Source organism: Nocardia sp. NPDC051321 (assembly GCF_044455225.1).
Lineage (GTDB): Bacteria > Actinomycetota > Actinomycetes > Mycobacteriales > Mycobacteriaceae > Nocardia.
Genome location: NZ_JBITEM010000008.1, coordinates 256,996 through 278,547, shown reverse-complemented (window position 1 = coordinate 278,547; position 21,552 = coordinate 256,996). Strand labels below are relative to the sequence as shown.

The window sequence follows — 21,552 nt, the reverse complement described above, 5'->3', positions numbered from 1 at the left end:
GACACCGGCGCGGGCACGCGGGAGTCGGTCGCCGCACCGTAGCCTGGACAGGTGGGATCTGTGGATGTCGGGCGCGAGCCTGGTGTGGCATGGGATTTCGCGGTCCCGGCCGATGTGCTGCCGTGGGGTGGGCGGATGATCGGCTACCGCGATATGGATGGCGCGGGGTTGGATCTTCGGGTTGCCGGGACGTCGGCGGTCACCGTGCTGATCGAATTCGGGGGGTGCGGCGTGATCATCGACGACGCGCTCGGGCAGCGGACGCTGAGCGGCTTCGTCGCCGGGCTGCCCATCGAGGCTATGCGCATCCGTAGCGAGCGGGCCGAGTTCGTCGAGGTCCGGCTCTCGCCGATCCAGGCGTATTCGCTATTGGGTGTTTCGCCAACGGATTTGGGGCGGGGTGCGGTCGCGCTGGAGGACCTGTGGGGACCGCGAGCGCAGCGACTGCGGACGCAACTCGCGGCCGCCGCATCCTGGGACGAGCGCTTCGCTTTGACGAAATCGTTTCTGGCGCAATGCGATAGGCCGATGCGAACGGCCGACCCCGAGGTGCTCGCCTGCTGGAGTCGTATCCTCACCTCCGGCGGCAAGGTAAAGATCGGTGAGCTCGCCGGATCCGTCGGCTGGAGCCATAAGCGACTGCTTGGCCGGTTCGAATCCCAGATCGGCCTGACACCCAAGCGAGCGGCGATGCTGGTCCGATTCCGGGCCGCGGTCGACGAACTGCTGGCGGGCCGGCCCGCCGCCGACGTCGCGATGGATTGCGGATACACCGATCAGGCTCATCTGTGCCGGGACGTATCGATCTTCGCGGACCACACGCCGGGGGCGCTGCGGACGCACTATCTGCCCACCATCGCCCGGCACCGGTATCGGGCCTGGGGAAATTTTTCCAATACCGCGCGGCACCGGTAGCTCGATAGTGGTGATCCGTCACCCCATCGACAGCGAGAGGACACGTGTCGTGACCACCACCCTCGATCCCGTGCAACTACAGACCGCCCTGGCGAACCTGCATCAGGCGGGCATGCCCGGCGTCTTCGCCGAAGTGCGCGACAACGACGAAACCTGGCGTGGCGCAGCGGGAGTCGCCGATGTCGACACCGGCCGCCCCGTCACGGCCGATATGCGGCACCGCGTCGGCAGCATCACCAAAACGTTCACCGCCGCGGCGGTGCTGCGGCAGGTCGACAACGGCGAAATCGACCTCGACACACCGATCGGCCACTATCTCCCCCAGCTGGTTCCCGGCGAACGCGGCATGGCGATCACGGTCCGCATGTTGATCAACCACACCAGCGGCCTCGCCGAATACCTGCCACGCGCCTACCCATCCCTCGCGGGCTTTCCCGCCTTGGCGAAAACGACACCGCAGAGCCTGGATGACAACCGGTTCACCAAGTTTCACCCGACCGAGCTGATCGAGCTGGGCGTCTCATCACCTCCCTGCGGAACTCCTGGCGGCACACCCGGGGTCTACTCGAACACCAATTACCTTCTGCTGTGCCAACTTCTGGAGGCGGTGACCGGTTCCTCGGCGGAGAAATGCATCACCCGTGATGTCATCGAGCGGGCCGGGCTGCGCGACACCGAACTCCCGGACGACCCGTCCATCGACGGTCCGCACTCGCTGCACTACGAGGCATGGGTCGGCATGATCGACCCGCCGCGCGACTACAGCGTGTTCGACATGTCGTTTGTCGGGCCGGCGGCCTCGCTGATATCGACCGTCGCGGACCTGAACCGCTGCTACCGCCTGCTGCTGGCGGGCGAGATCGTCAGCCGATCGTCCCTGGCACAGATGCAGAGCACCGTCCCCGTCATCGCCTTCGACGGCAAAACCCTCGACTACGGTCTCGGCCTGCACAGGCTGACCGTGCCCGGTCGCGGAATCTGCTGGGGCCATGACGGTTCCGTCTGGGGCGGCGGCGCAATGTCGATGATCAGCGCCGACGGCACCAGGCAGATGTCTATCGCGGTGAATCTGCAGCGCTGGAACCGGCTCGACGCGGATGGCCGGCCGCAGCCCCATCCCATCGACGGCGCGTTGCAGGCGTTCATCCAGCTCGCGCTGGCTGGCTGACCCGCGGCCGGGTCAGTTCGGCTTCAGGCTGCCGACACTCAGCGATCCGCTCCCCGACGGCTCCTCCGCTACCGCGTCCTCTACCGCACGGACGTACCCGGCGGGATCCGGATCGACGGGTTCGACACCCGCATAGTTCCGCGCCTCATAGGCGGCGAACGCGACGGCCAGCTGATGGCGGCGCGGCAGCCCGGCCAGGCGGCGGAAGTCGGTGAGACCCTCGCGTTCCTCCTCGGCCATGTGGTCGCTGTTGGCCAGGTTCGCGGCCGCCACGGCCGCGAACCAGTCATCGGTGCCGACCTGATGCCGCGCCGCCTCGGCGATCGCGTCGCGAATCTCGTTGTGGTCGTGGATAGCGTCGAGCGTCTCGTCCTCCACCCGGCCGGTGCGCCGGGCCGCGATGCCCACCTGCAGCAGCGCGGGGTAGAAGATCTCCTCCTCCGCCTTCGCGTGCAGCTCGAGGAAGGTGGCCAGCCTGTCCCAGATCGCGGCGAGGATGTCGGTCTCCCCGCGATCGATCTGCTCGAGGATCGCGAACAGCCGCCGCTGCTCGTGGTGGTCGTCGAGGATCAGCTCGGTAATGTCCACAATTCCTCCCTGATAACGCATGTCAGGTCGGCACTGAACGCCGCTTCGGGCAGGTGCCCTAGGCAGCCGACGATAACGCACCGCCCCCGCCGCCGACCTCATTTCGAGTCGCGGCGGGTGGAGGGCATGACTCAGCCCGGGCGAAGGTCCGTGACGGGCAGGTCATGCTCGGTGTGCAGGCGCGCGGCCACGATCGAGCGGTGGCAGGCCGCCGGGTCGGACTCGACACAGAACAGGGCGGTCACCGAGTCGCTCGGCAGTTCGGCTACGAGTGCGCCGAGGTCGAACGGGTCGAGGATCTCCCTGGTGTATCGCTCGGCGTACTCGGGGGCCAGCGCGCTGCGGTTGCGCTTGCCCACACCTTGGCGGTCGTCCTCGCGGTATTGGACCTGACGCATCTCCGTCGTCGGCGTCAGCCCCGGCACGTGACGGTAGCCGATGTCCGCCGCGGCTAGCAGCTGCTGGAACCGCGCCGAGTTCGCCCACGCGTACTCGGGACCGCGAACGCCGCGACGCTGGCGCAGGTCGAGCAGCAACCCCACGCCAGCCCCGGTGAGCTTCTCGACGAAAGCTTCGGCGGTGAAGCCGTAGACGCCGATCGTCACGATGCGCTTCGTCGCCGCATCCGGCCGACCCATTACGACCCGAGTACGGGCTGGTCAAGAACCAACAGCCACGAGCCGTCCGGCTGGCGACGGGCGACCTCGACGGTCACCTCGCCGGTGCTCAACGTGGCGGCGGTCAGGGCCAGGTCGCCGTTCACCAGCGCCGGATGCTGCGTACCCATCGTGAGAACCGGTGCGGCCGCGACGAACTGCTCGAACACCTTGCGGATCTCCGCGTGTCCGGTCGCGCGGCTGCCCGGTGGAAAGGCCAGCACCGCGTCCGGCTCGTACAGCGCCACCAGCCCGTCGACATCGCCCGCGTTGGCACGCTCGATAAACAATTTGCCCAGGTCGTTCGGTTCAGTGGCCACGATCTTGTTTGTCATACCGATAAGTCTCCCAACGAATCACGACATCCTGTGTCGTGTATTCCGGTTAGAGTTTTTCCTGTGCGTGCGGACCGGCTGGTGTCGCTGGTGCTGCTGTTGCGCCGGCATGGTCAACTGTCCGCGTCCGCGCTGGCTCGCGAGCTCGAGGTATCCACTCGGACGGTGCTCCGTGACATCGAGGCGCTGTCCGCGGCCGGCGTCCCCGTCTACGCCGAACGCGGCAGGCACGGCGGTTTCGCGTTGTTGCCAGGATTCCAAACCGAGCTCATCGGCCTGAACCACGACGAGACACTTGCCCTGCTGGTCGCCGGATCACGCCGCGGCGCACAGGCATTCGGACTCGGCTCGGCGCTCGCGTCGGCCATCCGCAAGGTGGTCGACGCGCTGCCCGAAAGCTATCGAGACACCGCGACCGGTGCGGCCCAGCGATTGCTCATCGACCCCGAGACCGACCTTTTCGCACGCAGGCTGGTCCCCGAGGAGCTGCCCGACGCCATAGTGACCACGATCCGGGGCGCGGTGCTGTCCGGGCACAAACTACGCATCCATTACGCGGCGGTGGACCAGCGCCCGCAGTGGCGCACGGTGGACCCGATCGGCCTGGTCACCGTGCGCGACCAAGGCTTTCTGCTGGCCACGAGATCTGGTGCGGACCGCACCTACCGGCTGTCACGGGTGGTGGCCGCCGAGGAACTCCCCGAACTCGCACAGCGACCAGACCGAGTCGATCTGGACCAGGCCTGGCAGGAACGCAGCACGCAGTTCCGAACCGCAGGCGACCAGGTCGCCGTGCTGATCCGGGTGCACCCGGCACGGCGGGCGGAACTGTTGAGCACCGCACTCGCCGTCCGCGCGGAAGAAACCGACGCAGACGGCTGGCTGCGACTGGAGGTGACCTTCCAAGATCCGAAACACGCCGAATGGGCGCTGTGGCAGTTAGCCGCGAACGCGGAAGCCCTTGCCCCGCAATGGTTACGCACCTCCCTGCGCGACCACGCCGCCACAATCGCCGCTTGCTACGGTGGGTCTCCCTGAGTGCTGCGACGCGGCCTAGCGTAGGGGGTCTGAAGGACCGCGCGACGCGGTGCAACATCCCACCCGTCCTCGACGCGCCCGAGCACTTGCTACCGGCTGAGGGCGGCGCAACCGTTTTCGAAGGCCTTGCCATCGAATTGTGCCTGGAAGAAGGGGAGGGTGGCGGGGACGAACAGGATACCGGCGAGGAAGTGGTCGGCACCAGGGTATTCCTGGTAGCTGACCGGGACACCGCGGCGGCAGTATTCGGCAGCGAGGGCGCGTTCATCCGCGGCCACGATGACGCCATCACCGGTTCCGTCGACGTTTCCGCCGCCGAGGAGCAATGGCCCCGTCGGGGTGCCCGCAGTGCCCATTCGTCCGTGCTCGATCATTGGCGCCAGCGCAGGGACGGCCGGGTAATCCGCGTACTCCGGCAGCAGGAGCTGCTCGATGCGGAGGCCGGGGAATTTGGGGCCATCGGGTGCGCACTGGTCGGCGACCTGGGCGAGCACGTGTTTGCCGTATTCGGACAGATAGGGATCGAGGTCGATGCCGAATCCGCGTGCCGAGCCGAGCAGGACGTAGGGAATCAGCGTCGCCCATTCCTGTTTGCCGTTGATATAGGAGACGGTGTGGACGAGGTCGACTGGGTAGCCGCCGAGCGCGGCGCCGACGATGTTGAGCTCGGGCGCGTAGGTCGGCGCCAGCTCGGCGGCATACTCGGTGGCGATCGAACCGCCGGAGAAACCGGACATGCCGACCGGGGTCGAGGCCGGAGCGTCGAGTGTGTGCAATGCGGCACGGATGCCGTCCAGTGTGGCGCTTCCGGATTTGCGTCCGGCGCCGTAGGCGAGTTCCGTGCCTTCGTAATCGGTCGAGACGACGGTGTATCCGGCCGCGAGGTAGGCGGCGAGAATCGGCGTATCGGCGGCCGCGAGCGCGCCGCCGCCGCGCAGGGTATAGGACGGATCGCAGCGAGCGCCGAGCGCGTCGTAGGCGCTCTGGTAGGAGACGATGCGAAGCGGACTCGACGCGGCGGGCGGCCGGACGATGGTGGTCACGGTCGCGGCGGGCTCACCGAGCTGGCCGGTTGTCCGGTACAGCACCTGGGTGGCTTCGAGCGGCAGCTGTGCGCCCGTCGGCGCGAGCCTGACGGTTCGTGTCTTCAGTATGGTGCCCGGTGCGACATCGGTCAGTGGCCCCTCGGCGCGATAGAACGGATCTGCCGTCGGCGTCAGTAGCGCGGTTTGAGCGTGGGCTGCTGAGCCGGCGGTGAACGAAATCGCTGGTAGCGCAATCAGTGTCGCGAATATCGCTACGGTCCGCAGCATTACCGGGTTCACTGGTGGAATTCTCTCACTCGGTTGTCTCTCAGTCGATTGCTAGATCGGGTACCGAGGCTAACCATCGATCCGATAAGTGTCATGACCACATTTTTGGGGCCCGCCCGGAGCCTCCGGGCGCTGTTCGAGCCGTTCGACCTCGGCTAGCTAGCGAGCGCCACATTTCCGGTAGCTGGCCTTGATGTGGAAGCGCTCGCCTTGCGGGCCGAGGATGCTCAGGAATTCCGCCGGGCGGGTGTCGGCGTTGCCGAACCAGTGCGGGAGGTGGGTGTCGAATTCGGCGACCTCTCCGGCGGCGAGAACGAGGTCTTGGTCGCCGAGGACGACGCGGAGTCGTCCGCTGAGGACGTAAAGCCAGTGGTAGCCCTCGTGCGAACGAGGATCGGGTTCGAGATCGGCCGGGCCGGACGGCACGACCTGCTTGAACACCTGTAGCCCGCCGGGGTTTCGGGTCAACGGGATAACGGTCATACCGTTGCGGGTGTACGGCTGCGGATACACCCGGGGGTCGCCGCTCGCCGGCGCTCCGATGAGCTCATCGATCGGCACCCGGTGGGCTTTGGCCAGCTGTAAGAGCATCTCCAAACCGGGTTTACGCTGTCCGGACTCGAGCCGCGACAGGGTGCTGACCGGAATTCCGGTCCGCTCCGACAACACGGTCAGCGTGGTGCCGCCGCGGCGGCGAAACTCCCGCAATCGAGGTCCGACAGCGGCAACTACGGTATCGAACTCGTCGTCCATGCCCACACTATGCCCAGCGATTTGCGCATTCGGCAAAGTTCTTTGCCCGATTGTCATCGGCAAGTCCACAGTGGTGGCTCGACCCCACCTGGCCCGGCACGGCTGGCAGGTCACCGCGATCGACATCGCGTCGACCGCACTGCGCCGCGCCGCCGCGGCGACCGAACTCCCCGACCGCGTCGCCTGGATGCGGGCCGACTTGGCCGTCACATCACCACCGCCCGGCGTGTTCGATCTGGTGTCCGCGCATTACTTTCCCCTTCACCGCCAGCCGCACCACACCGCGTTGCGCGGCCTGCTCGATGCCGTCGCACCGGGCGGTACGTTCCTCTTCGTCGGCCACGATCTCGCCGACCTGACCCCCGATGACACCCCGGGCGTCAACCCCGCCGACTACTACCAACCCACCGACGTCGCCGAACTACTCGACCCGACCTGGACCATCCAGATCAACGAGACACGCCCACGAATTGCCCCCGCCCCCATAGGAACACACCACACCCGAGACACCATCTTGCGAGCACAACGCTTGCGATAAGCCTGGAAACTTGCCTTACCGGCTGGTGGCGGAGGCCGCGGGTAAGCGGTTCGCCAGCCTTTCGTGTCGGTCCCCTATGTCAAGCTGGCAACATATCTACCCACGGCCGGAGGAGAGTTAGATGGCCGAGACCGACAACAAGCCCGAGGCCAGACTGGTTGCGCACTGTCGGCGCTGCCATGGCTGGCTGCTGTCCACGGAATCCGTCGCCCAAGGCATCGGACCAACCTGCGCGATCCGCGAACGCGCTGAACAACGTGCCGCCGCACGAGAATTGACGTTGTTCGACATCGCAGCCTGAGTCGGGTGCTCGCGCCCGCAAGTTACTTGCGGGCGTGACGGATTGTGACCGCCATCTGGCGGAGCCTGCCGCGCACCCGGCCGTCGGTATGCCGGCGAAGCACTTGGTCGAGCACCTCGAACACACCTTGTCGCCAACTGGGATAACTCTGGAAATCGCCCCGCAGCCACGAAGGCATCATCCGATGCAACCCAAACCCGACCTCCTCCGGATCACACACAAAACTGTCAGGAAGCCGCCGGTGCAACTCATAGGCGGTCTGCGTTTTGCCACCGCCAAAGGGCCCGTTGATCCAAACCAGCATGACCCCAACCCTATCGACATAGCCGCGGTTGCGACGGCGTTGCTCCACCATGCCGAGCACCGCCGACCCCGATGTTCCCGGTCCGACGCTGTTCGACGTCGCAGCCTGAATTAGGTTTACGCTCACGCCGGATCGCCTGTGACACAATCGGTTCGTGTCCGCGACGACAGAATCCCAGGATGTCACGGTAATCCCGCACCGTGGTCTGGCGCCTGGCCTGCCGGAGAATACGTTGGCGGCGTTCAGGGGCTCGATCACGCTCGGCGTGGACGCAATCGAGATCGACCTTCGAGTAACCGCCGATGGCCATATCGTCGTGATGCACGACGACACCGTAGATCGAACCACCGATGGGTGCGGCCGGGTCGCCGACTTGACACTTGCCGAGATCAAGGCGCTGGATGCCGGCCGTTACGCCGGTCCGCAGTTCGGCGGCGAACCGGTACCGACCTACCGCGAAGTGCTCGAAATGTTGCAGGGCAGCCGAATGCGGTTGCTGCTGGACATCAAAGACTGTCCGCCTGACGCAATAGCAGCGGTAGTGGACTGCACCGCGCACTATTCCGCGTCGCACCAGGTGATCGTCGGTCCGCGCACCATCGCCGACTTGCGGACATTCAAGAAACTCGATCCCCGGCTGCGTGCGCTGGCGTTGATACCCGGACGTCAGGACGCGCCCCCAGATTTGGCCGTCATCACCGAGTTCATCGACGCGGGAACAGATCTCGTCCGGCTCTGGCCATCATGGATCCTCACCGACGAGGCCGGCGCACACCTCGTCCACACCGTCCGTGAACTCGGGACACCGGTGTGGACTTGTGCCGACACCCTCTACAACGACATCAGTCCCGACGCACCGGCAGACGACCTCCACCTCCTTCTCGACGCCGGCATAACCGGCATCATGACCAACCTCCCAGAGCTCCTTCTGGACATCGTGCGCCCCCACTGATCGCCGGCGACAACCGGCTTGGTCGGCGCTGTCCGAGATGCACTGCTGGACAAGTGATCACGGGGAACTCAGGTAATTCGGCTCTCGGCCGATACCGGCACCAGTTCCCCGTGATCATCCGACCAAGTCTTGGCGCGGGCCCCGCGCGGCCGCGCGGACCGCTCGGTGGGTCCTGGCCGCGGATTCGAGGCTATCGACCACTGGCGGGGCGGTCGGATTAGGTGAGGTTTTCGACGGTGACCGGCTTGATGCCTTCGGCTGCTGGCAGCGGGAAATCGAATACTTGGCTGTAGAAACTCAGTTCGGCGTCCAGGGCGCGGCGGATGTTCTCCGCGCGGCGGAAGCCGTGCTGCTCACCCTCGAAGACCAGGAAGGCCACCGGGATCCGCCGCGCCCGCAGTGCGTCGACGATCATCTCCGACTGATTGAGCGGCACCACCGGGTCGTCGCTGCCCTGCAACACGATCAGCGGTTTGCGGAGCTGGTCGACGTGGTTGATCGGCGAACGCTCGCGATAGATGTCGCGCCTGGCCGGGTATGCGCCGATCAAACCGTCGAGGTATCGACTTTCGAACTTGTGGGTGTCGGCGGCGAGCGCCTCGAGGTCGGCGACGCCGTAATGGTCCGCACCGGCGGCGAACGGGGTGTCCGCGCGGGCGAGTGCGGCGAGCGTCGTATAACCGCCTGCCGAACCGCCGCGGATAGCCAGCCGTTCCGGATCGACTCGGCGCTGTTCGCCGAGCCAGCCGGCCGCGGCGATGCAGTCGGCGACGTCCACCACTCCCCAAGCGTCTCTGAGCAATTCGCGGTACTCGCGGCCGTATCCGGTGGAGCCGCCGTAGTTGACGTCGACGACCGCGAATCCTCGACTGGTCCAGTATTGGGTTTCCAGTGACAGCATCGGCCGTGCGGAAGCGGTGGGACCGCCGTGAATCATGACCAACAGCGGTGGCAATTCCCCGGCCGGGCCGCCGTTACCGCTGCTCGTCGGCGGGTAGAACAGCGCGTGCGCGGTCCGTGCTGCGCCGGTGCTGTCCACCGAGGGAAAGGAAATCGGCTCGGGAACGGAAATATCGGCGGCGTCGAGACCGAGCACCCGCGGCGCGCGCAGAGCCTCGAATCGTGGTGCGCCGTTGCCGAATTCGACGCGGTACACGCCGAGTTCGGTAGCCGGGGTGGCCGCAACCACGACGACGGTGTCCGTGCCGACCCGCTCGATCGCCGTGATCGCGGAGAAGGGCAGGTCCAGCTCGGCCACCGAGCCGTCGGGAGTCCGTAACCCGAGGCCGTCGTAGCCGTCACGCCAGCGCGCGAACACGATGCTGCCGTCCCCGAGGACGGTGTAGCGCGCCGACCCCAATTGCCAAGCGGGCACGCCGATCTCGGCGTCCAACTCGATCACCGGGACGACCGCGCCGCCGGGCGTCCAGCGGTAGAGATTCCACCACCCACTGCGGTCGGAGAGGAACAACAGCGAACCGTCGGGCTGCCAGCGCGGCTCCATCACCGATTCGCCCGGCCCACCCGCGACGACGGTGTCGGCGGCGGTCGCGAGATCGCGTACCCGCAGCACGGTGTCGTCCCACGGCATGGACGGGTGGTCCCACGACACCAGCGCGAGCGAACCCCCGTCCGGACTCAGCCGCGGCGCGACGACGAAGTCCGGTCCACACACCAGGACTTCCGGCTGCGACGCACGGTCCGCGGCCAGCCGCACGATCTCGTTGCGCACATCGATCGCGCCGCGCCCGTCGGCCTGATGACTTTCGCGGACAGCTACGAGGTCGGTGCCGTCCGGGGTGAGCTCGCCGTCGCCGTAACGGTCGCCGCGGGGCGCGGCGGGGACCGGAGTCAGCGGCACCGGTGCAGCCCCGGGCTCGAGTCGGTAGAGCCGCTGGTCGGCCCAGTTGGTGAACCAGAGCACGCCGTCGCGCACCCACCATGCCGCGCCACCGTATTCGTGGACCGCGGTGCGCGCGTCCATGCCGTCCGGCAGCAGGTCGGCGACGGTTCCGTCGGCGCTACGGCGCACGATCTGGGTCCGGCCGCCCTCGGCGGGACGGCCCTCCGACCAGTAGACATCGGGCCCGTCCACCCGCACCTCCCACAGCCGCACCGCGGCCGTGACGACGAATTCGGAGGTGATGGAGGTCGGCCATGATCCGAAGGGCAACTCTGCGACTGTCACCGGCCCAGGCTAGCCGCCCGCAGGCGCGGCACGGTCAGCGGCGAATCGAGAACTCTTCCAGGCCAGCATTTCTCGTGGCGGTACTCGCCAATCGGACAGACTCCAGCAGAACGACTGAACACTGTTCGCGGATGAACACCGTTCGCCTATTGAACACTGTTCGTCCACCGTGCTACGGTGAACCGGTGACCGAGAAGAATCCCCCGAGCAGGGCTGTTACCCGCGACCAGTGGGAAGCGCAGATCGCGGCGCTGGGCGCGCCGGAAGCGCCGCGCCGGGTTCGCAAGGAGCCGATCACGGTCGGCGCGATCTTGACCGCCGCGTTCGGCTTGGTCGAAGCCGAGGGGTTCGAGGCATTGACGATGCGTCGCGTCGCCGCGGCACTCGAGACGAGTCCGGGCGCGCTGTACGCGCACGTGCGGAACAAGGCGGAGCTGGATGATCTGCTGATCGGTCAGCTGTGCCGGAAGGTGGCGATACCAGCGCCGGACCCGGCGAATTGGCGTGCGCAGGTCGGCGATGTGTGCCGCCAGCTGCGCGACCAGTACCTGCGCTATCCGGGGATATCCCGGGCAGCACTGTCGGCGTCACCGAACAGTCTCGACACATTGCGGATCGCCGAGGGCATGCTGGCAATCCTGCTGGCCGCCGGTGTGTCACCGCGGAACGCCGCGTGGGCGGTCGATGCCGCGGTGCTGTATGTCGCCGCGTACAGCTTCGAGGCGTCGCTACGCCGCGATCCGGTCACCGACACCGACGGGCGTGTGCTGGATCGAGCCGAAAGTATCGCGCGACTCGAGATGCTGCCCGTCTCACACTTCCCGAACATGGTGGCCCACGCACACGAGCTGACCGCCGGTGAGGGACACGATCGATTCGATTTCACCCTCGCACAACTGTTTCGGGGACTTACCTCGGAGACCACAACGATCGGGCCCGACATCCGGGCCGAGAACGGACAACAGTCATGAAAGCAGCTCGTTTCGACCGATTCGGCGGCCCCGAGGTCCTGGAAATCGTCGACCTGCCAGACCCGCACCCAGGCCCCGGCCAGGTCCGGATCGTGGTGCACGCCGCCGGTGTCAACGCCAGCGACTGGAAGAAGCGTCAAGGTCAGATGGATCAGGAGCTGCCGCAGACCCTGGGTTACGAGGCGGCCGGAGTGGTCGACGAGATCGGTGCGGGCGTCACCGACGTCGCCCTCGGCGACCGGGTGTTCGGATTCAGCTCCAACGGCGCCGCGCAGGCGGAACTGGTGGTATTGACCTACTACGCGCCCATTCCGTCGTCGATCGGTTTCGCCGAAGCCGCCGCACTGCCCGCAGCCGCGGAGACGGCCGCGCGTGCGCTCGACCAGCTCGGTGTCGAGTCCGGAGACACGGTGCTGATAAATGGCGCGTCCGGCACCGTCGGTAGCGCAGCGGTGCAGCTGGCGGTGGCCCGCGGCGCCCGCGTGATCGGCACCGGAAGTCCGGCCTCCCATGACCTGTTGCGCGCGCTCGGCGCCGAACCCGTCGCGTACGGCGCGGGCATGAGCGAGCGGGTCCGCGCGCTCGCACCCAAGGGCGTCGATCTGGCGCTCGATGTCGCGGGCAGCGGCGTGCTGCCCGAGTTGATCGAGCTCGCCGGATATCCGGAGCACGTCATCACGCTCGCCGACTTCACCGGCCCGCAAAAATACGGCGTGCGGTTCTGCCGGGGCGACTCGAATCGAGCGCACTACATACTCAACCAGATCGGCCCGCTGGTCGAGTCCGGACAGTTCGCACTTCCCGCCGTCCAAACCTTCTCGCTGGCCGATATCGCCAAGGCACACCGTGCCGGCGAGTCCGGTGTGCGCGCGAAATTCGTGCTGCTCCCCCGCTGACGGCCACGCCCGGATAACCCTGCGCGAAGCGAATGCGTCGCGCCCACAACGTGATTCCCGATGCCGCAGGTCCGCATCGGCGATGACGCCTACGCATCTGACTAAGAGGTCATCATGAGTTCTGCCATTTCGACACCCGAGTCCGACCACTCGATACCGATCGCCGACAAACACGGTGGCCGAAATCGATGGATAGCGTTGGTCGTGCTGAGCCTGGCCCAGCTGATGGACATCGTGGACAACACCATCATGAACATCGCACTCCCCAGCGCCCAGCACGACCTTGGCTTCTCCAGCGGCGACCGGCAGTGGGTGGTGACCGGATACGCGCTGGCCTTCGGCAGCCTCCTGCTCCTCGGCGGCAGGCTCTCGGACTTCTTCGGGCGCAAGCGAATGTTCCTGATCGGCGTCGGCGGATTCGCCGCGGCCTCCGCGCTCGGCGGCGCCGCCGGTGGTCTGGAAGTGCTGCTCGTCGCACGGGTCGCGCAAGGGGTGTTCGGTGCGCTGCTCGCGCCCGCGGCACTGTCGCTGCTGTCGGTCACCTTCGCCGACAACGCCGAGGAACGCGGCCGCGCGTTCGGCATCTTCGGCGCGATCTCCGGCGCGGGCGGCGCCTTGGGGCTGCTGCTCGGCGGGGTTCTCACCCAAGGACTTTCGTGGCGGTGGTGCCTATATGTGAACATCGTGATCGCGGCGATCGCGTTCGCGGGCGCGCTGATGTTTCTGCGTGACGGCGACCGTCCCGAGCGAGTTCGGCCCGACATCGCAGGCACCGCCGCCGCGGTCTTCGGCCTGGCCGGCCTCGTCTACGGGCTCGGCAACGCCGAATCACACGGCTGGCACGCCCCCGCGACGCTCGCTCCGATCATCGCCGGGATCCTGCTGCTGGCGGCGTTCGTGCTCATCGAACGCCGCACCCGGCATCCCCTGCTCCCCCTGCATGTGGTGCTCGACCGCGTCCGCGGTTCGGCCTACCTGACCGTCGCGATCACCGGCACCGGCATGTTCGCGGTCTTCCTGTTCCTCACCTACTACCTCCAGAACACGTTGGGGTTCAGCCCGATTCGGTCCGGCGCGGCGTTCCTGCCGATGATCGCCATGGTGATGGTGGGTGCGGTCTTCTCCGGTACCGCGCTGATGCCGCGCACCGGCCCGCGCCCGCTCGTACCCGTCGGCTGCCTGCTCGCCGCGATCGGAATGGCGCTGCTCACCGGCATCGGCACCGATTCAAGTTACGCCACCGGCGTTTTGCCTGCCCTGCTGGTGACCGGCCTCGGCTTCGGCTTCATCTTCGGCCCGATCCAGAACGCCGCGACCAGCGGTGTGCAACCGCACGACGCCGGCGTGGCCTCCGCGACGGTCAACACCGCACAGCAGATCGGCGGCGCCATCGGGCTCGCCGTGTTCAGTTCACTCGCCACGACAGCGATCGACAACTACCGCACCACGCACGCCGCGACCCTCGCCGACGCGACAATCAGCGGTTACCACCTGGTGTTCTGGATCGCGGCGGCGGTATTCCTCGGCGGTGCCGCCCTGGCCGCACTGCTCTTCCGCACCGGCCCCCTACCCATCGACCACTCCGCCGCGTAAGCGGATGTCCGCGAACGGTTTTGCGGCAAGCCGACTATCAGTTTTCGGTAACACCGCAGGCCACCGGGATTGCTGAGCTCCGGCCAGCACCCATAGGCTCGAAACGAACCTGCGAAATCGCAGCCTGCCCGTACCGACGGGTTTGCCGTCAATGCGTGTGAAGGTGCTACTGGATGTTGGATTACGGCATCGACATGTCCGATGTGCGGCGCGATATCGCGCTGCCCGACTTGGTGGCCGAAGGCGATGAGCTCGACGCCCTGGTATCAGCGCAGGCCGACTGGTCAACGGACACACCGGCAGTGGGCTGGACGATCGCCCACCAGATCGCTCATCTCGCGTCGGCCGACGAGAACGTCCTCATCGCCATCCGGACCCCGGCTGCCTTCGACGCCGTACTGAAGTACGCGGAGACCGAAGGCAGCCGATTCCGCGATCTCGACGCCGCCGCCGGAGCGGCCGAACCCCGATCGGAACTACTGGCACGATGGCGCGCCGGCCGCATCGAGGTGGCCGCGGCGCTTCGTGACATTCCACTGGACCAGCCGTTTCCGTGGTACGGCTCGCAGCTGACCGCGGCGCTCATGGTGCCGCTGCGACTGATGGAAACCTGGGCGCACGGGCAGGACATTTTCGACGCGGTGGGTGTCGCCCACCGCCCGACGAGTCGGCTCCGGCATATCGCCTCGTTGGGGATCACCGGACGCGAGCTGTCCTTCTATACGGCCGAATTGCCAACTCCCGCAGAGCCGTTCCGTATCGAGCTGACCGGTCCGGACGGCGAAAGCTGGGCGTGGGGCCCCGAAGACGCCGAGCAGCGGTTGCAGGGCAGTGCGCGCGACTTCTGCCTCCGAGTCACCCAACGCCGGACCCTGGCCGAGACCGACCTCACCGCGGTCGGCGCGGACGCACAGAAGTGGCTGGAAATCGCCCGCATCTTCCTCTGAAGAGTTCAGTTCAGCTGTACCGAACGGATCGAGTTGCCCATGACCATGCGTTCGATCGCACTGGTGGCGCTGCCTGGATCGTTCGCGGCGCCGACCGCGACCAGCAGGGGTACGAAGTGCTCGGCCGTCGGATGCGCGACCGAGGCGCCGGGCGCCTTACGCCGATAATCGGCAAGGGCGTCGACATCGCCGCGCCCGAGTGCGTCGACGGCCCACTCATCGAAGACCTCGGTGTGTGCGCTGAGGTCGGGACGGCGGAAGACCGCGAAGCTGTGGGTCATGAAGCCCGCGGAAGTGGGCGCGTCCCCGGGCGGCCTGATCGTCAGGTCGCCCGGGGACAGCGCGTCGGTGCTCAACCGAAAATCGGCGTCTCGGCGGTGTAGAGGAAGCGAGTCTTCGAGCGGTCGATGAACTTCTCCTCGTCCTCGGCGATGGTCGTGGTGTACGTCTCGGAGGTGAACCAGCGTGCGGCGTCGGCGATGTCGTCGACCCACACTTCGGCGACACCGTCGTAGAAGATCGTGGTGACACCGTCGATGTGGTCATCGGTGGGCAGCAGCTGGACATAGCGCCGGACCGGGACCTCGCCGCCGGGCACACTCGCGATCAGCGGGGTGTGCTTCAACGTCCAGTAGTCCACGAACTCTTCGTGGGTGAGGTCTGCCCGCCGGGTCAGGAAGATGCTGAGCTTGATCATCGAATACTCCTTGCGATCGAGATTGACTTGCCTAGGCAACTCATAAGCTAGACCATGTTGAGTTGCCCAGGCAAGTGATATCCCTTGCCGAGGCAAGTTAAGGTGGACCGCATGGACGAATCGACGCCGTGGCTCGACGCCGAGCAGCAGGCACTCTGGCAGGACCTGCTCACCGTCGTGATCGCACTGCCCACGGCCCTTGACCGGCAGCTACAGCGCGACGCGGGTATCTCGAACTTCGAATACAGCGTGCTCGCCCGCTTGTCGATGGCCGACGAGGAAACCATGCGACTCAGCGAGCTGGCCCGGGTCTGCAACAGCACGCTGCCGCGGCTGTCGAAACTGATGGACCGTTTCGAGACGCGCGCTTGGATCGTTCGCCGAATCGACCCGGGCGACGGTCGCTACACCCTGGCGACGTTGACCGGCGAGGGCAGGCAGAAGGTGGTCGACAGCGCACCGGGACATGTCGAGCAGGTGCGCCGGCTCGTGTTCGACCCGCTGACTCCGGCGCAGCGCCGCCACCTCGGCGTGGCACTGTCCGGCATCGCCGAGACCGTGCGGCGAGAAGCTCTTATCGGCAAGCTACAGGTGGCGCCCTGAATCATATTGGGCTGCAACGGATTAGGAGATCCAATGATCACCGAGACGCACCGTCCGCTCCGCGACAGCTCGATCAATGCGGTCATCGCCAGACTGCTGGGGCCCAACAATATCGGCCCGACGACCCACGCGACGGCCGCCTGCGTGATCCGCACGACTACAGCAGGTACGGCTACTCGATCGCCCCGGAACAGGGTGATCTGATCTACCTGCTGTGCCGTGGCATCCGCGCCACCCGGACCGTCGAATTCGCGACCTCCGTCGGCATGTCGACGCTCTACGCGGCCGCCGCCGTGCGCGACAACGGCGGCGGCAAGGTGATCGGATCCGAGATCGTGCCCACCAAGGTCACCGGCGCCCGGGCCAACCTCGCCGAGGCCGGGCTCGCCGACTACGCCGAGATCCGCGAGGGCGACGCGCGCACGACGCTGCGCGACCTCGGCGGTCAGGTCGACTTCGCGTTGATCGACGGCTGGCTCGGCGCCGACCCCTCGCTCGCCCGCGAAGTCATCGAGATCATCGCCCCGAACTACGCGTCGGCGGCTACGTCATGAACGACAACGCCGAACCCGATTTCCTTGCCTACGTTCGCAATCCGGCCAACGGCTTCGTATCGGTGACACTGCCGCTGCACGGCGGGACCGAACTCTGCGTGAAAGTGGCTTAGGACGGCCGCCCGGCTTGCGGCCACTCCTGTGGCAGCGCAGGCTCGCGCGAGTCAGCACTCGTGCGGCGCCTGCGCTCGTCCTGGCCACGCGGATCCATGGCTCGTGCCGCCGCGGCAAGTAACAGCAGCACGAGAAGTGCGGCGCCTGCGATGGTTGCCCAGAACAGCATCTGCTCCCCGAATTCCTTGGCACTGCGACGATGCGGTGACCATGTCTGCCGCATTCCGATAGTCAACTGGCACAGATGTTTTCATGCAACCTCTGAATGCGCGAATCGACGATGAACATTTGGTTGTGGCACAATGGAACCCTCTCGCTGCTGGAGATATTCACAAGCGTCGGGCCACATTCCGAATCGGCGGCGATTACGCCACCAGCCGCAGCCATGCCTCCGCGAGCGCGGCGTGCCCGGCCGGTGTCGGATGCACGCCGTCTTCGGCCCAGTACTCCGGCTCGGTCGTCGCGGACAGCTTGGCGAACATCTCGTCGGCGGCGAGCAGGTGCGCGCCGTAATCGGCGGCGAGCTGGTGCACGACCTGGATTTTCAGGTCCAGATCGGCGCGCCACTCCTTACGGACCGCCTCGTCGATGCGCACGTCGCGCTTCTGGACAACGCCGCGAATGGGCAGCAGGAACGGCTCGATGAGGATCAGCTCGGTGCCGGCCTCGGCAAGGGGCGCGAGCAGGCGGTCGTAACCTGCCGCGTAGTCCTGCGCGGAGATCGGGTAACCGTTCGGGTCCAGGGTGCGCCAGCCGACGTCGTTGATGCCCGCCAGGATCGAGACCACGTCCGGGCGCACGTCGAGTACGTCTGCCTGCCAACGGGATTCGAGGTCGCGCACCTTGCTGCCGGCCAGTCCGGAATTCAGCCAAGTCACGGCGCGGTCCGGGTGCCGCAGCGCCCACTCGTCGGCGATGCGCAGGGGGTAGCCGAACCGGCGGCCGTCTCGGCTCTCGAGTCGTTGCGGGTCGGTGATCGAATCGCCGGTGAACATCACGATCGTTCCGGGGCGGAGGGTAATCGTCACTTGCACTCCTGAATTCAACGGGGGGAGGAAACAATTCACAGTGCGGTGACCGCCGGAGAGCCGAACCAACGGCTCGCGGCGAGCTCGAACGCCTCGCGATCAGGGTCGCCATCAGCCACCCAGGCGACCATGCCGTCGGGTCGGACGAGCACGGCACCCAATCCGAAATCGTTCCTCGCCGTCCCGGCCGAATACCGAATCCGGCTCTCCCACAACATCGCCGAATCCCGCAGCGATCGTTCGTCGCTGAAATCGAGCGCGACGCCGCGCCCGTCCTGCATCAGGTCGCCGAGGCGCGTGCCGTCATCGAAACGAAAGTCCGGAACACTACGGCCGACCAGTGGGTGTTCGCCGCCGAGGTCGTAACGGATCGACGAGCCCGACAGCTTCTCGAACCCGTAGGTCGTGCCATCACGGGTCCCGAGCAGATCGCGGAGCACGCCTTGGATCGCCCGGGAGTGCGGGTCCGGTCGCATGATCGCCACCTGCGCACGCGACCAGTCGAGCACCCCGGCACCGACCGGATGACGCTCACGGGTGTAACTGTCGAGCAGCCCTTCCGGCGCGGACTCGTGCACGGTCGCCGCGAGCTTCCACCCCAGGTTCACGGCGTCGCCGATGCCGAGGTTGAGTCCCTGCCCGCCGAGCGGCGAGTGGATGTGCGCGGCGTCGCCCGCGAGCAGTACACGCCCCTGCCGGTAAGTCGTCGCCTGCATCGCCCGATCGGTGAAACTCGAGGCGAGCTGGACGTCGCTCAGTGTCACATCGGTGCCCGACACCCGGCGCAGCACCGCCTGGAGATGCTCGCGAGTCAGCTCCTGGGTGCGATCGAACGCGCCGCCGTCGAAGTCGTTCATGCCGATGTGGCCCGGCGCGCGCATCGTGATGTACATGCCCGTCGGCGTCAGGTTGATCCCCGGGCGTAGCTTCTCCGGATCGGCGATGGTGGCGAGCATGGCGTAGCCGGTGAATTGTGGCTCGGTGCCAACGAATTCGAACCCGACGAGTCCACGCACCGCACTGCGTCCACCGTCGCAACCGACGACCCAACGCGTCGTGTAGGTGTCCTCGCCGGCCTCGACAACCACGCTCGCCTCGTCCTGCGTGACAGCCGAGACCGTGACCCCGCGCCTGACCTGCACACCGAGCTTGGCCGCCCGCTCCGACAGCACCGTCTCCACCGCGTCGAGGCTCGTCATCATGGACTCCGAGGCCGGACTCGGCAGCCGGAACGGCAGCGCGGCGAGATCGATCATCGCCGGATCGAGCACCATGCCTGCGACGTGGCCTGCACTCCGCGGACGGGACGGCTCGTCCGTGTCGGCACCTACGCCGAGATCGCCGGGCACGCCCGACGCCGTCATCAGCGGAGCCAGCATGCCGCGGCGGTAGAACGCCGTCACTGACGTGGCGGACAGACCCCGCATCCCGAGCGGTTCTACCCGCCACCGGGAATGCGGCTCCGGCTCCCGCTCGAGCACCAGCACCGCGCACCCCCCGAGGCCGAGCTCACAGGCGAGGAAAAGCCCCACCGGGCCCGCCCCCACAATCACCACATCGAATTCATCCATGAACCAATGCTTTTCGAGGACTCTTGCACCGCCCTGGCACGATGCTTGCGCGGGACTCCGCCGCCTCGCCGAGCGATCAGCCGAGTCCGGCTGCCTGCTTCGCGGCATCCTCCAGCTTGGACCGATAACTCTGCCACCAGGTCTGGTCACTGCTGGGCATGTTGTCATTACCGGCGAGCAGTCCGGCGGCCCCGTCGATGAGCTCGCGAACGATATCGGCATGTCCGGCATGCCGATTCGTTTCGGCGGTCACGTGCACCAGAATCCGGTGCAGCGTGACGACGCTGTCTTTGGTCCACCACGGAACCGAGCCCTCGGCGCTGAGATCAAGGCTGTCGATCGTGGCATCGGCATGCGCCCAGGCCCGGCGGTAGAATCCGATGATGTCCGCCCGAGATTCTTCGGCGGTGGCCCACATATCGGTGGTGGGATCGCCCTCGAAATCCTGCTGGGCAATGGGTTCGTTGTACGGGCGGCCGAAGGTATCGCCGAAGTAGCCGAACTCGATGGCGCCGAGGTGTTTGACCAGGCCCAGCAAGTTAGTCCCGGTAGGCGTCATCGGTCGGCGAATGTCGTACTCCGACAAACCATCTAGCTTCCACAGCATGACTTCGCGGGCATCACGCAAATAACGGTGCAGATCCGCCTTCGGATCAGAAACTGTCATACCAGCACTCTGCCAGGCGCCGACCCTCCCGACCGACTTTCCAACGCCCCGATAGCCATTGCCGCAGTGGGGGATATCTCGCCAATCTGGTGCGACGTGTCGTCGCGGATCAGACGCTGCCCGCAGATACAACGGCGGAGCGGCCATCACAGGCCGCGTGACGCCGCAGGCTCAGGGCGCGTTGAGGAATGCGGTGACGTCGGTGACGAAGTCGGCTCGGGTGACGATGGCGTGTCCCGCGTCGGGGTACATCACGAGCTTTCCGTGCGGCATCAGGCGCGCGGTGTCGGCGAACATCTCTGGCGGCCGTCCCGCTCCAGGCTTGCGATCATTGCCAGCTGCGCCCGCTTTGCCACCGGCCCCAAACGGTAAGCGGCACTTGCGGCTACGGCCCGGCGCACCACCTCCGGATGATCGACGACGAGCTGCAGTGCCAGGTCGCCGCCGGTCGAGTGGCCGAGCACGTCGACCGGCTCACCGAAATGCGCGGCCAGGCCTGCCGCGTGGCTGGCGGCGATATCGGAGAACGTCGTGCCGACCGCGAGACCAGGCGCCCGGCTTGTGTAGTACACCTCGAAACCGGCACTGGCCAGCCCCTGCACGCTCGCCAAGGCGATCTGGCGCATCCGTCCGGTGGGGTTGGCGTGGGTGAGCGCGAACCCGGCGAGATACACCAGCGGCCGGCCACTACCCACCCGAAGGTACGGCTCACCACCTTCGAAGACGCCCTCGGCGATGGTTTCCACGGACTTCCTTTCGGTCATCGGTCTCGCCATTGCGCCAAGGCGCCTGGCTACTCACGATAGCTGCGACCGGATCAGGAAAGCACGCGCGGTTCGACCGTTGACCGGTACCGTTGTGC

At 66.8% G+C, this 21,552-nt stretch carries 27 protein-coding genes; 13 read left to right on the top strand and 14 right to left on the bottom strand.

What is annotated here, in order from left to right; all coding sequences use genetic code 11:
* Nucleotides 1-51: 51 nt before the first annotated feature.
* A complete protein-coding gene (locus ACIA8C_RS21080) occupies nt 52-915 on the top strand; it encodes a helix-turn-helix domain-containing protein (RefSeq protein ID WP_397137091.1) in 864 nt (287 codons plus the stop codon).
* Between the two features lie 49 nt (nt 916-964).
* Complete coding sequence (locus ACIA8C_RS21075; protein WP_397137089.1) at nt 965-2,083, top strand: serine hydrolase domain-containing protein; 1,119 nt, start codon at nt 965-967, stop codon at nt 2,081-2,083.
* A gap of 12 nt (nt 2,084-2,095) precedes the next feature.
* Here the strand turns inward: ACIA8C_RS21075 and ACIA8C_RS21070 are convergent, their stop codons facing one another.
* From ACIA8C_RS21070 to ACIA8C_RS21060, 3 genes are all read right to left on the bottom strand, one after another.
* On the bottom strand, nt 2,096-2,671 hold the full coding sequence (locus ACIA8C_RS21070) for a hemerythrin domain-containing protein (protein ID WP_397137087.1): 576 nt from the start codon (nt 2,669-2,671) through the stop codon (nt 2,096-2,098).
* 131 nt (nt 2,672-2,802) lie between these two features.
* Entirely contained in the window at nt 2,803-3,309 is a 507-nt protein-coding gene (locus tag ACIA8C_RS21065; protein WP_397137084.1) for a DUF488 domain-containing protein, read from the bottom strand.
* Entirely contained in the window at nt 3,309-3,662 is a 354-nt protein-coding gene (locus ACIA8C_RS21060) for a YybH family protein (RefSeq protein WP_397137082.1), read from the bottom strand. The genes ACIA8C_RS21065 and ACIA8C_RS21060 overlap by 1 nt, the downstream gene beginning before the upstream one ends.
* A gap of 63 nt (nt 3,663-3,725) precedes the next feature.
* On the opposite strand from ACIA8C_RS21060, the gene ACIA8C_RS21055 reads away from it, so the two are divergent.
* Nucleotides 3,726-4,700, top strand: coding sequence for a helix-turn-helix transcriptional regulator (locus ACIA8C_RS21055; RefSeq protein ID WP_397137080.1), 975 nt, complete (start codon nt 3,726-3,728; stop codon nt 4,698-4,700).
* 89 nt (nt 4,701-4,789) lie between these two features.
* On the opposite strand, the gene ACIA8C_RS21050 is transcribed toward ACIA8C_RS21055, so the two are convergent.
* Together ACIA8C_RS21050 and ACIA8C_RS21045 are read right to left on the bottom strand one after the other, a co-directional pair.
* Entirely contained in the window at nt 4,790-6,025 is a 1,236-nt protein-coding gene (locus ACIA8C_RS21050; RefSeq protein WP_397137078.1) for a lipase family protein, read from the bottom strand.
* Between the two features lie 147 nt (nt 6,026-6,172).
* Entirely contained in the window at nt 6,173-6,766 is a 594-nt protein-coding gene (locus tag ACIA8C_RS21045; RefSeq protein WP_397137075.1) for a helix-turn-helix domain-containing protein, read from the bottom strand.
* On the opposite strand from ACIA8C_RS21045, the gene ACIA8C_RS21040 reads away from it, so the two are divergent.
* Both ACIA8C_RS21040 and ACIA8C_RS21035 read left to right on the top strand, forming a co-directional pair.
* The gene (locus tag ACIA8C_RS21040) at nt 6,765-7,304 is read left to right on the top strand and encodes a class I SAM-dependent methyltransferase (protein WP_397137073.1); all 540 of its coding nucleotides are present in this window, start codon (nt 6,765-6,767) and stop codon (nt 7,302-7,304) included. The two genes, ACIA8C_RS21045 and ACIA8C_RS21040, sit on opposite strands and share 2 nt — an antisense overlap.
* Nucleotides 7,305-7,425: 121 nt before the next feature.
* Nucleotides 7,426-7,605 (top strand): DUF6011 domain-containing protein, encoded by a 180-nt coding sequence (locus tag ACIA8C_RS21035; protein ID WP_396994677.1) that lies wholly within the window; start codon nt 7,426-7,428, stop codon nt 7,603-7,605.
* A gap of 22 nt (nt 7,606-7,627) precedes the next feature.
* Here ACIA8C_RS21035 and ACIA8C_RS21030 read toward each other — a convergent pair whose 3' ends face one another.
* The gene (locus ACIA8C_RS21030; RefSeq protein WP_397137071.1) at nt 7,628-8,035 is read right to left on the bottom strand and encodes a hypothetical protein; all 408 of its coding nucleotides are present in this window, start codon (nt 8,033-8,035) and stop codon (nt 7,628-7,630) included.
* Nucleotides 8,036-8,063: 28 nt separating this feature from the next.
* Between ACIA8C_RS21030 and ACIA8C_RS21025 the strand changes: the two genes are divergently transcribed.
* Complete coding sequence (locus ACIA8C_RS21025) at nt 8,064-8,861, top strand: glycerophosphodiester phosphodiesterase (RefSeq protein WP_397137069.1); 798 nt, start codon at nt 8,064-8,066, stop codon at nt 8,859-8,861.
* Nucleotides 8,862-9,078: 217 nt separating this feature from the next.
* On the opposite strand, the gene ACIA8C_RS21020 is transcribed toward ACIA8C_RS21025, so the two are convergent.
* Entirely contained in the window at nt 9,079-11,049 is a 1,971-nt protein-coding gene (locus ACIA8C_RS21020; RefSeq protein ID WP_397137067.1) for a prolyl oligopeptidase family serine peptidase, read from the bottom strand.
* A 185-nt stretch (nt 11,050-11,234) separates the two neighbouring features.
* On the opposite strand from ACIA8C_RS21020, the gene ACIA8C_RS21015 reads away from it, so the two are divergent.
* The 4 genes from ACIA8C_RS21015 (at nt 11,235) to ACIA8C_RS21000 (ending at nt 15,456) form a co-directional block, all read left to right on the top strand.
* Nucleotides 11,235-12,020, top strand: coding sequence for a TetR/AcrR family transcriptional regulator (locus tag ACIA8C_RS21015; RefSeq protein WP_397137065.1), 786 nt, complete (start codon nt 11,235-11,237; stop codon nt 12,018-12,020).
* Nucleotides 12,017-12,916 carry an NADP-dependent oxidoreductase gene (locus ACIA8C_RS21010; protein ID WP_397137063.1) on the top strand — a complete coding sequence of 300 codons (900 nt, stop codon included), beginning with the start codon at nt 12,017-12,019 and terminating at the stop codon, nt 12,914-12,916. Before ACIA8C_RS21015 ends, ACIA8C_RS21010 begins: the two co-directional genes overlap by 4 nt.
* A gap of 114 nt (nt 12,917-13,030) precedes the next feature.
* A complete protein-coding gene (locus ACIA8C_RS21005; RefSeq protein ID WP_397137061.1) occupies nt 13,031-14,509 on the top strand; it encodes a DHA2 family efflux MFS transporter permease subunit in 1,479 nt (492 codons plus the stop codon).
* A gap of 173 nt (nt 14,510-14,682) precedes the next feature.
* Nucleotides 14,683-15,456, top strand: coding sequence for a TIGR03084 family metal-binding protein (locus ACIA8C_RS21000; protein ID WP_397137059.1), 774 nt, complete (start codon nt 14,683-14,685; stop codon nt 15,454-15,456).
* Between the two features lie 5 nt (nt 15,457-15,461).
* Here the strand turns inward: ACIA8C_RS21000 and ACIA8C_RS20995 are convergent, their stop codons facing one another.
* Nucleotides 15,462-15,812 carry a hypothetical protein gene (locus tag ACIA8C_RS20995; protein ID WP_397137057.1) on the bottom strand — a complete coding sequence of 117 codons (351 nt, stop codon included), beginning with the start codon at nt 15,810-15,812 and terminating at the stop codon, nt 15,462-15,464.
* Nucleotides 15,809-16,153 (bottom strand): EthD domain-containing protein, encoded by a 345-nt coding sequence (locus ACIA8C_RS20990; RefSeq protein WP_397137055.1) that lies wholly within the window; start codon nt 16,151-16,153, stop codon nt 15,809-15,811. Before ACIA8C_RS20990 ends, ACIA8C_RS20995 begins: the two co-directional genes overlap by 4 nt.
* Nucleotides 16,154-16,264: 111 nt before the next feature.
* On the opposite strand from ACIA8C_RS20990, the gene ACIA8C_RS20985 reads away from it, so the two are divergent.
* From ACIA8C_RS20985 to ACIA8C_RS20975, 3 genes are read left to right on the top strand one after another with little or no spacing between them, the layout of a single operon-like run.
* The gene (locus ACIA8C_RS20985) at nt 16,265-16,756 is read left to right on the top strand and encodes a MarR family winged helix-turn-helix transcriptional regulator (protein ID WP_397137053.1); all 492 of its coding nucleotides are present in this window, start codon (nt 16,265-16,267) and stop codon (nt 16,754-16,756) included.
* A 33-nt stretch (nt 16,757-16,789) separates the two neighbouring features.
* Entirely contained in the window at nt 16,790-16,960 is a 171-nt protein-coding gene (locus tag ACIA8C_RS20980; protein ID WP_397137449.1) for a hypothetical protein, read from the top strand.
* Nucleotides 16,897-17,310 (top strand): O-methyltransferase, encoded by a 414-nt coding sequence (locus tag ACIA8C_RS20975; RefSeq protein ID WP_397137437.1) that lies wholly within the window; start codon nt 16,897-16,899, stop codon nt 17,308-17,310. Before ACIA8C_RS20980 ends, ACIA8C_RS20975 begins: the two co-directional genes overlap by 64 nt.
* Before the next feature lie 109 nt (nt 17,311-17,419).
* Here the strand turns inward: ACIA8C_RS20975 and ACIA8C_RS20970 are convergent, their stop codons facing one another.
* From ACIA8C_RS20970 to ACIA8C_RS20950, 5 genes are all read right to left on the bottom strand, one after another.
* Nucleotides 17,420-17,647, bottom strand: coding sequence for a hypothetical protein (locus ACIA8C_RS20970; RefSeq protein ID WP_397137051.1), 228 nt, complete (start codon nt 17,645-17,647; stop codon nt 17,420-17,422).
* Between the two features lie 142 nt (nt 17,648-17,789).
* Complete coding sequence (locus tag ACIA8C_RS20965) at nt 17,790-18,452, bottom strand: SGNH/GDSL hydrolase family protein (RefSeq protein WP_397137049.1); 663 nt, start codon at nt 18,450-18,452, stop codon at nt 17,790-17,792.
* Between the two features lie 35 nt (nt 18,453-18,487).
* The gene (locus tag ACIA8C_RS20960; protein ID WP_397137047.1) at nt 18,488-20,023 is read right to left on the bottom strand and encodes an FAD-dependent monooxygenase; all 1,536 of its coding nucleotides are present in this window, start codon (nt 20,021-20,023) and stop codon (nt 18,488-18,490) included.
* A 76-nt stretch (nt 20,024-20,099) separates the two neighbouring features.
* Nucleotides 20,100-20,690: a DinB family protein gene (locus tag ACIA8C_RS20955; protein ID WP_397137435.1), complete on the bottom strand. Its 591-nt coding sequence runs from the start codon at nt 20,688-20,690 to the stop codon at nt 20,100-20,102.
* Nucleotides 20,691-20,962: 272 nt separating this feature from the next.
* Nucleotides 20,963-21,454 carry a hypothetical protein gene (locus ACIA8C_RS20950; RefSeq protein WP_397137045.1) on the bottom strand — a complete coding sequence of 164 codons (492 nt, stop codon included), beginning with the start codon at nt 21,452-21,454 and terminating at the stop codon, nt 20,963-20,965.
* Nucleotides 21,455-21,552 lie beyond the last annotated feature (98 nt).